Genomic DNA, 9,029 nt, shown 5'->3' with positions numbered 1-9,029 from the left:
TGCCGCAACAATAATCATATTTTTCATGTGTTTACCTCTTCCGACGATAGGGATTGATTCCCATGCTAGAAACACCCCGGCAGTAAATTGGTTCCAGCGGCGATCATCGAAATGAGAGTGCAATCCTTGCCGCAGGTGAATTGTCTCCTATCGTTCATGTTTGATCATGGAGGACAGCATGGCAGACGATCCGAACAAAAAAGACCGCAAGCTCGCGTCCACTGAAGAGCATGAGGTCGCCATGCGAAGGGGGTCTCGAACAGTATCATGCTCGAAAAACCGTTTCCCTTGGCAGAGCTGGTGACGACTGTTTCGCAGCTGCTTGACGACAGGCCACCCCTCCCGTCTGCTTGATGCGCGGACGTCCGTTCGCGATCCTCACGCTACAGGTTCGGTCGGATCGAGGATGTCGGCGGTGTCGTTCTCAGTGGAGCCGACCTTGCGATCGATCGGCCACATGGTCATCAGCTCGGCCGGGAACGGCTTCATCAGATCGTACGGGTCCGGCTCAGGCGAAAGCCAGCGCGCGTAGTCGTCGCGGTGCAGAATGACCGGCATCCGATCATGAATCGTCGCCATCATGTCGTTCGGCGGACAGGTGATCACGCAAAAGGCACGGATATCCTCCTCGGTCGCTGGATTGCGCCAGGCTTCCCAGATGCCGGCGAGCGCGAAGGGCTCCCCCGTTTTCATGGCAATTGCGTAAGGCTGCTTGTTCTTGCCTGTGCCGAAGATGTCCTTCCATTCGAAGAAACCGTCGATCGGGATCAGGCAGCGGCGGCTACGATAGGCTGCCTTGAACATGCCGTTTGTGGAGATGCCCTCTGAGCGCGCGTTGATCGGCGGTGGCCGGCCGGGTTTTGTCTGTTTCATCCAGTACGGTATCAGGCCCCATCGCGCGCTGACGAACACGGGTCCGAAGATATCCGGCTCGCGAATGACGTCGCTGATAATGATCGGGCAATAAAGCGTCGGCGCGCCATTGTAGCGCGGAAACTGATTGGCGAGCGCCTCGGCGCCTCCTTCGCGCTGCGCTAAGGAGAAGGCCCGAAAAAGGCTTTCCAGTGTGCTCTTGATATAGACGCGTCCGCACATCGTCTTTCCTCCATCGCAGCAAAGGTGTCGAGGCTGCTGCCGGCGTCAACGTCCTTTCCACTCTGGCCGGTGATCCAAACAGTACCAGCGTGGCTCGTCCTTGCCGGCGGCGAATCCGAAGCCGCCCCACTTCGTACAGCCGGGATGCTCGCAATAGTGGATGTAGAGGCCAAGATCGCGGTGCGGCTCCGTGCCGGCTGTCTGTTCGTCACTCACCGAACGCCTCCGCTTCGTCTTCCGGGAATTCGTCGTTGAGATGCCCACTGTCTCGAAGCGTGTCGTAGAAGACGAGAGCGGCGTGCCTGGGGCCGTCGGCCCGGCCGGACGGGGCAACGCCGCATTTCAGTTGCTGGAAGCGATATCGCTGCAACAATGCGGACGCTATCGTCTGTGCCATGCCGCGCGCGCGCTCTACCTTCAACCGATCCCGATCACATGCCTCCCGTCGTAGTTCGATCGGAGTCGCATACAGCGTCTGTGTAATGAAAGGGGCAATCGCAGGGTAGCGCAGCACCTGGTCGCCATCGAAAACGGCAAAGGATTGGAAGGATTCGGCGATTTTGGTGGCGACGTCCTGAACGCCATGGACTTCGACGATACGACGGTATTGGTCGAGGCCGGCGATGGCGCGCCTTCGATCGGGTGACAGGACGGTCAGGTCAACTGCAATCATGTTTCGGATTTCATCTTCGAATGTTCGCATGGCGCACCTTCTCTGCCCGCGGGCAGCGGTTATTGGTCCCCTGATTGCTGGATTGGCGCGCCGAGCGCCGATGAATGTTCTTATTATGTTCTCGTTTGTGAACGAGTCAATGCGGTTGCTCGGGAGCGAAGGAGATTCGTCGCTTCGCCGCCTATGACTTCTTGCCGCCGGACTTCTTTGTATCGAGGCTCTTCTTCAGCGCCGACATGAGGTCGATCACGTTGCCGGTGTAGGCAGGCTCTTCATCCTTGCTTTTCGGCTTGGCGCCCTTCTTGGCCGACTTCCGCTTGCTCTCGATGATTTCCTTGAGCTTTTCCTGTACCGGATCCTGGACCATGTCCGGGTTCCACGGTTTGCTCCGTTCCTCGATCAGCGATGTGACGAGGCTCATCAGTTTGGGGTCGTTGTCGGCGTCGCCGATGTCGCCAAAATAGTTTTCCGGCTTCCTCACCTCGTCGCCATAGCGGAGCGTCCAAACGATGATGCCTTTGCCGCATGGCTCCAGCATCACGGCTCGTTCGCGCCGGCCGATGACGAGCCTGGACATGCCGACGACCTTCTCTGCCTCCATGGCGTCGCGAATGACGCTGAATGCCTCGTGGCCCACCTCGTCAGACGGCGACAGGTAGTGGGGCTTCTCGAGCCAGACCCATTCGATCGTGTTGCGCGGCACGAACTTTTCGATGTCGATGGTCCTGGCACTTTCGAGCGCGACGCTCTCCAGTTCCTCATCCTCGATCACCAGGAAGTCGTTTTCACCGCGCTCATAGCCCTTCGCCTCGTCATCCTCGTCGACTTCCTTGCCGGTCACCGCGTCGAGGTACCTGGAGACCACCCGGTTGTTCGTCTTCCGGTTCAGCGTGTGGAAGCGGACCTTCTCTGATTCGCTTGTCGCCGGCATCATCGAAACGGGGCAGGTGACAAGTGAGAGCTTGAGATAACCTTTCCAATACGGGCGTGGGGGTGCCATCGCTCACCTCCCTTAGCTTGCACGGCGACGCTGAGCAGGTGCGCTCTTCGCCGCTGTCTTCGTCTTTGCCTTGGCTGCGGCCGTGCGGGTTGCTTTGGCTCTGCCTTTGGCCGGGGCCTTGCCCGCGCGCCTCTTCGGTTCAGCCGACGCCTTGATGCCGGCGCTCTGGCGCAGAGCCTCCAGCAGATCGCTGGCTTTTGAGACCTTCGGAGGCGCACGCTTCGGCAGGGTTTTGCCTTCGAGCTTGGCCTTGACCAGCTCTGCGAGCGCTGCCTCATACCGATCGTCGAATTCGTCGGCCGAGAAGGTCCCCTTCTTCGTGCCGATGATGTGCTTGGCAAGGTCAAGCATCTCGCCCTTGATCTTGATCTCCGGAATCTCCTTGAACGCCTCTTTCGCGCTTCGAACCTCGTAGTCAAAGTTCAGCGTGGTGGCGATCAATCCTTTGTCGTGCGTGCGAACCAGCACGGTGCGCATCCGCCGGAACAGGACCGTTTGTGCGATTGCGGCGACCTTCTTCTTCCGCATGCCTTCCCGCAGCAGGGCATAGGCGTCGATCCCCATCCTGTCGGGCGTCAGGTAATAGGGCCTGTCGAAGAACACTTTGTCGATGTCGTCACAGGCAATGAACGCCTGGACGTGCAAAGTCTTGTCGCTCTCCGGAACCGCGGCGGCGACTTCCTCCGGCTCGAGCACGACGTACCTGTCGTTGTCGAGCTCGTAGCCCTTAACCTGATCCTCCTTTTCGACCGGCTTCCCGGTCGCGCTATCGACAAATTCCCGGCGCACCCGGTTGCCGGTTTCCCGATTGACCGTATGAAACGAGATCCGCTCCGAGGTCGACGTTGCGGTATAGAGCGCCACCGGCGCGGTCACCTCGCCAAACCGAATATAGCCCTTCCATTGGGCCCGCCCCGCGACTGCCATGGCTCACTCCTAAGATAACCCAAGGGAGTCAACCGAATGACTTTCACCTTTGTTCCGAGTTCGTTCGAAATTCAGCAACTTCTGCGCCGATACGTTGTTCGTCGCCGAGTGCCCATAACGGTCAACGCCCGCGAACCGCATGGCAGGCGATCACGCTGCGTGGTTACGCGGAAGCGGTTTACCGTTGGTTCGGAGGGGAGCCCCGTATTTCGTTCAAGCCCTTCGAGGAATGGGTCGGGGAACTCGGAGAGTTTGCGGAAAACTCTCGCGGTCATATCGTTCTCCCGACGTCGGCTTTGCAAATCGATGATTGAGGACACGGACGCCGAAAGGGTCCGTCCGCGACCTCCAGACGCGATTCCAGGAACATTCTTGCGTTCCGTACGGCATTGAGTGGTATCAAAAAGTCCTCAGCGCAGCGACCCGAACGCCGCCCTGACGACCCCAGGAGTCGGGCGAGAAACAACGATCGTTCCAAGAGGCACCCCCGCTCTGAGTTGATCAATTGGGTAGGTGTCGGGGCCAGTCAAACCACCGAGTCCATTAATCCTACATGCTTTATTCCTTAGAACCGGGCGGCGTGTTCGCGCTACCGTCTCAGATCGACCCTTCTGCTTACCGCAGATGGAAGGCGTCAGTTCCAGCGGATCATCGTCGCCGACGTCGTCTATTTCATCGCTTCGCACCCCGTCCAGACGATGCTTGATCGCCGGTGCGTAGATCGTGCAGAGCGCGTTGCCATCGTGAGATCAAGGTCGGTCAAGGCCAGCAGCGAGGCTCGCACAAGCGTCTTGCCGGAGGTTTTCGGGCGTTGCCTTTCGGACGAAAGCGTATAGGTCGTCTTCGGAACGGCACCGCGTGGCTCCTTCGACCAACGCTTCGTATACTTTTCTCCGCAACGCACCATATCGGATCCCCCATGGTGGACAAACAACGAGTTGAAACGCTTGCACAAGAAGACCACCCTTGGCAGGTCCGCAAACCGCGGAAGGCCTGCCATTCCTCGCCAGCAGGTTGACGCTGCCAGCGATGCAGCCAACACGTTATTTATTTTTGAGCCTGGTTGCGCGAAGTTGATGCTTTCGACGCCGTTTGGCGAGTAGCCGGCCCAGCCGATTCACCTGCTTCAGCAGGCTCACCGCCATTATTAGCGGCCGACATCTCGGCGCGAGCTTCGGCGACGAGATCCTCGTAGCCTTCGCCGAGCTCCGCTACGGCGACCCTGCCTTGATACAACGCCTTGCTCCGGGTAACGGACCGGACCAACCGCTGTCGTGACGTTCCCGCGGCGCGCTCGCGCTAGATGGGGGAATGGTCCATCCTTTCGGCAACTACTTCGGTTGATCCCGGCCGAGTGGAGGCGTCGAGCAGCGCCTCGAGCGCCGGGTCGTTCAGACGGAGACGTTCCTCGATCCATCCTATCGTCCAGCCGTAGGCTTCTGAAAACAATTCGGAATGCCGGCTCCAATCCATGAAGCTGATGGTGCTGGAAACCGGCGGGCAGACCAGGATATCCTCTTCGCCGATGGCAATTTCCTGCGGCCGGTGTGCCAGCATGCTCGCGGTAATCACCTGAATCATGCTGGGGACCTTTGGCAGGCTGGCGCGCCGGAAGGGGTTCAGCATCCCTACCGCCAGCTCGGAAGCGCCAGGAATGCTGTCGTAGTCGATTTGGTATTTCGGTGTTCCACCCGACCCCAGGCTCACGACGACGTTGGGTCCTTGCTTGAGTTCCTTCATCTGTTCCAGCGGCAGGTTGTTCATGATGCCGCCATCCACCAGCATATCGCCGTCAGCCGTAAAGAACGGCGGTAGGACACCGGGGAGGGAGCCGGAGGCTCGAACAGCCTGCCACAGCTTTCCATGACGTTGAACATAGGGCCTACGGCTGTTGAGATTGGTCGAAAGCGCGAATAACGGGAGCCAGAGATCCTCGATCAAAACGTCGCCATATTCCGCTTGAAGGGCCCGATCGAGTGCCTTGTGATCCAGAAGCGCGAAATGCGGCAACGTGGGCCGCCGAAGCGCTCGGTTGGTTATGAATATGTTATGCGTGGCAAGGTCGATCTCCTCCGCATCCAATCCCTTTGCGAAGCCGGCCATCATCGCTGCTCCGGAACTCGTCCCGCCGAGATAGTCGAAGCAAGCACCTGCCTCGACGAAGGCCTTGTAGACGCCGAGATGAGCGCAGCCGAGGGACCCACCCCCCGCCGCAACGAAACCCCTGGCCTTGCCGGAAATGAATCGCACCAGGCGTTGGACGTCGGACCCGTCCTCCAGCGCGACATGATGATGATGCCCAACATAAGGGCGCGCCTTTAGCCATGCGGGTGTGCCGGAGACCACCGCCGAACGCTTATTGTGGATCAGGACCAGCCGCAGGGTCGCCGGCGTATGGATCGATAGCGCCAGTTCTTCGGAAGGGTTCAGCTGCGGCGAACATGACACGTTGGCAAGCAGTAGGACACAGTCCGCCTGCCGAACGCACACTCGAGTCCATCCATTAAACTCTTCATCGGCGACATATACGATAAATTCGGCCTCCGCCTCGAGCTGGTTCAACCAATTCAAGACCAGTTGGTCGTCGATCGGAACACCCGCGAACCGCGCTTCAATGTCGGGGCGGGCGAGGAACTGCGCGCGCGTTCCCGCGCCCAATGCATCCCGAAGGTACTGGATGAAGACTGGGGAAAGGCGGCTGCCGCCCGCGGGAATGATCGCAAGCGTCCGGATCTTGGCGGCTTCCTTGGGGTGGGATGGCGCCGGAGACTGCATCGCGAACCGGCGCGCCAGAAATGTCATGACTGCCTGTTGCAGGCTCGGCAAAGCCGCGGCCGCCTTTTCGAACTGGTCGCCGCGGATTACGAGGACTATCGAGTCGCGCGCAGCAATAACCGTGGCCATGCGTGGCAACCCTGCGAAGAAACCGACCTCGCCGACAAGCTCGCCCTGCCCGATTTCGGCGACCAAACCTTCGGAAGCTTCTTTGTGCACCGTAAAACGGCCCGACAGGACGATGAAGAACCGGTCCGACCGTTCGCCTTCACGAACCAGAACCTCACCTCGTCGAAGAACCCGACGGTCGGAATTGACTGCCAGAGCCTCAAGCGTCGCCAAGGAGGCCCGGTCTAACATCAATGTCGCCGACAATAGGCTCGCCGCGAGAGGATCAGCGGAGGACATTTGAACCACCCCTCGGGACGTTCGTTCCGACCACAATAGCCCGCTACAGTCGGATTGCTGAACAAATTTTCTCTGAAGCAATCGCGCCGGACGGCGTGATGCCCCGAGCAGATCATGCAGATTGCTGAGGAGACAGCCTCTCGCCCCTCGGAATGAGACCAAAATTCGTAAATCCGCCCAACAAAACGTTGTCACTGCAGGCCTTGCAATACAGGTGCGAATTCCGTACAGCCGTCGCAAACTGAGCAGCGGGTCGCTATCCGTTGTGATCTCTCAAATGCGCAGTGTCGGTTAGCGTCACATGCACCCGGAAGGTTCAGGCGGCGCGGCGCGCCACCACCTAAAGCGCACGGATGGGTTCCCTTGACACAATGCGGTCATCGGCATCCGGCACGACGAATGGCGCGGTTTGGCCGCAAACCGGTCGTCGGAGAGTTGACGAACTAAGGTCTCCTCCCCACCCTGTTGCGAATTTGGGAGAACGGGGGGAAGCGACCCCATCGCGGACCTCTCATTTGGAACTGTAACCTTGCCAGAAGCCGAGGGGCACGATGATATTTCGTTTGGCGGGGGGGCGCATGAGCGAGATACTCGATGCCATTGTGATTGGCGCCGGTTCGGCGGGTCTCGGCGTCAGCTATTTTCTCAAACGGCTAGGCTCCAATCATCAGGTGCTCGATCAAGGCCGGATCGGCGAGACGTGGCGAACGCAGCGATGGAACTCGTTTCGACTGAACTCGCCGACAATCCGCTCCATCTTACCTGGTGACTCTTACGAGGGGCCCGATCCTTGGGGCGCGATAAGCCACCACGCGTTCGTGGCATATCTCGAAGGCTATGCCGAGCGCCACTGCTTGCCGGTAAGCACCCAAACCCCGGTGAAGGAGCTGACGAAAGACGATGACCTCTTTCGCGTCACGACAGCGCGCGGCGCGCTTCTGGCTCGCAATGTGGTGATCGCCACCGGCGACCAAAACCAACAGGTCCGGCCACCAGGGTCGGCGGATTTGCCGATCACCATTCACCAGGTCGATTCTTCGGCGTATCGCAACGCCGCCGATCTAGAGAATGGCGCGGTGCTGGTGGTCGGCAGCGGCCAATCGGGCGGCCAGATCGCCGAGGATCTGGCTCGCGCCGGGCCCGTGGTCTTTCTGGCGACCAGCCGCAACGGCCGTTGGGTGCGGCACTACCGCGGCGGCAACATCCTTAATTGGCTGACTTTGGCCGGCTTTCTCGACGTCCCCCGCAAGGAACTCGTCCTCCCCTCCGGCAAGCTTCCGGCCCGCGCGCTGGTCGGCGCGACCCACACGATCAGCCTGCAATCGCTGAGCGCGCAAGGGGTGGTGTTGCTCGGTCGCTTCAGCGGTGTGCAGAATGGCAGCCTCATCTTCGGCGACGAGCTCGACGGCAATATGCGATTTGCCGACGAGGTTTCCGCGAATGCCAAGCGCCTTATCGACGAATACATCGAGCGGGCCGGGCTGGATGCGCCCCCAGCCGAGGACGATCCGGCCGAGACGGTTCAACCGCGTCTGCCCGATCCGCCGATCCGGTCCATCGATTGGAATGCTAGCGGCGTCAGATCGGTGGTCTGGTGTACGGGTTTCACCGGCGATTCTCCTGGGTCCGGCTCCCCGGCGCCCTCGACGCAACCGGCCAGCCCGTACACGAGGATGGAGTCGCCACCATTCCAGGGCTGTTTTTTGCCGGCCTCGATTTCGGATCGACGCGAAAATCAGGCACCATTCCGGCTATTGCAGAGGAGGCAGCTCGCCTGGTCGAGCGACTCGTCAGCAATAGCGCAGCCGACTTGCGGCAGAGGGACGCCTAACGGTTATGCATGAGTATGCGGGATAATTATGCTGAGAACAATTCAGACCTAAGACCCGCTGGTCCACCGTTGCGCCCTACTACGACAATGGCGAACGGGAATGAACGACCCGTTGCAGTCATCGCGATTTGCTTGCAATCATTCGTCCGACCAGCCACTCAGCCTCTGAAACCCGCCTGCAAATAAATTCCCGGCGCGAACTCGTGCCGTTAGGGCCGAGCTTTCGGGCCAGTTCATGGCGATGTCGTGGTGCCCGATCCAAGCGTCAGGATCCTTGTAGTCGATGACGCCGCGCGCCGTCCTCCCGACGCGTTCACGAA

At 59.9% G+C, this 9,029-nt stretch carries 8 protein-coding genes and 1 pseudogene; 1 reads left to right on the top strand and 8 read right to left on the bottom strand.

Translation table 11 applies throughout. From position 1 onward, the window contains the following. Positions 1–378 precede the first annotated feature (378 nt). The 7 genes from QN219_RS33370 to QN219_RS33345 form a co-directional block, all read right to left on the bottom strand. Positions 379–1,095, bottom strand: coding sequence for an SOS response-associated peptidase (locus QN219_RS33370; protein ID WP_284004703.1), 717 nt, complete (start codon positions 1,093–1,095; stop codon positions 379–381). A 45-nt stretch (positions 1,096–1,140) separates the two neighbouring features. Then, the gene (locus tag QN219_RS33365; RefSeq protein ID WP_284004702.1) at positions 1,141–1,311 is read right to left on the bottom strand and encodes a hypothetical protein; all 171 of its coding nucleotides are present in this window, start codon (positions 1,309–1,311) and stop codon (positions 1,141–1,143) included. Next, positions 1,304–1,798, bottom strand: a complete 495-nt coding sequence (locus QN219_RS33360; RefSeq protein WP_284004701.1) for a hypothetical protein — start codon at positions 1,796–1,798, stop codon at positions 1,304–1,306. The genes QN219_RS33365 and QN219_RS33360 overlap by 8 nt, the downstream gene beginning before the upstream one ends. Positions 1,799–1,949: 151 nt before the next feature. Next, positions 1,950–2,768 (bottom strand): Ku protein, encoded by an 819-nt coding sequence (locus QN219_RS33355; RefSeq protein WP_284004700.1) that lies wholly within the window; start codon positions 2,766–2,768, stop codon positions 1,950–1,952. 12 nt (positions 2,769–2,780) lie between these two features. Next, a complete protein-coding gene (locus QN219_RS33350) occupies positions 2,781–3,695 on the bottom strand; it encodes a Ku protein (protein ID WP_284004699.1) in 915 nt (304 codons plus the stop codon). A gap of 1,047 nt (positions 3,696–4,742) precedes the next feature. Next, positions 4,743–4,961 (bottom strand): DUF5132 domain-containing protein, encoded by a 219-nt coding sequence (locus tag QN219_RS34465; RefSeq protein WP_405052315.1) that lies wholly within the window; start codon positions 4,959–4,961, stop codon positions 4,743–4,745. Positions 4,962–4,994: 33 nt separating this feature from the next. Beyond that, on the bottom strand, positions 4,995–6,830 hold the full coding sequence (locus tag QN219_RS33345; RefSeq protein ID WP_284004698.1) for a patatin-like phospholipase family protein: 1,836 nt from the start codon (positions 6,828–6,830) through the stop codon (positions 4,995–4,997). A 626-nt stretch (positions 6,831–7,456) separates the two neighbouring features. On the opposite strand from QN219_RS33345, the gene QN219_RS33340 reads away from it, so the two are divergent. Further along, positions 7,457–8,722 (top strand): NAD(P)/FAD-dependent oxidoreductase, encoded by a 1,266-nt coding sequence (locus QN219_RS33340; RefSeq protein WP_309486658.1) that lies wholly within the window; start codon positions 7,457–7,459, stop codon positions 8,720–8,722. A 125-nt stretch (positions 8,723–8,847) separates the two neighbouring features. Here the strand turns inward: QN219_RS33340 and QN219_RS33335 are convergent. Beyond that, positions 8,848–9,029 (bottom strand): annotated as a pseudogene (locus QN219_RS33335) (hypothetical protein); the annotation flags it as partial.

Source organism: Sinorhizobium sp. 8-89, from assembly GCF_030124325.1.
Taxonomy (GTDB): domain Bacteria; phylum Pseudomonadota; class Alphaproteobacteria; order Rhizobiales; family Rhizobiaceae; genus Sinorhizobium.
Note: the sequence above shows the minus strand (reverse complement) of the source record. Positions and strands in the feature narration are given on the sequence as shown.

Bases quoted from the DNA above. Each gene is read 5' to 3' on its own strand.
- QN219_RS33370 (WP_284004703.1), bottom strand. From the start codon at position 1,095: ATGTGCGGACGCGTCTATATCAAGAGCACACTGGAAAGCCTTTTTCGG.
- QN219_RS33360 (WP_284004701.1), bottom strand. From the start codon at position 1,798: ATGCGAACATTCGAAGATGAAATCCGAAACATGATTGCAGTTGACCTG.
- QN219_RS33355 (WP_284004700.1), bottom strand. From the start codon at position 2,768: ATGGCACCCCCACGCCCGTATTGGAAAGGTTATCTCAAGCTCTCACTT.
- QN219_RS33350 (WP_284004699.1), bottom strand. From the start codon at position 3,695: ATGGCAGTCGCGGGGCGGGCCCAATGGAAGGGCTATATTCGGTTTGGC.
- QN219_RS33345 (WP_284004698.1), bottom strand. From the start codon at position 6,830: ATGTTAGACCGGGCCTCCTTGGCGACGCTTGAGGCTCTGGCAGTCAAT.
- QN219_RS33340 (WP_309486658.1), top strand. From the start codon at position 7,457: ATGAGCGAGATACTCGATGCCATTGTGATTGGCGCCGGTTCGGCGGGT.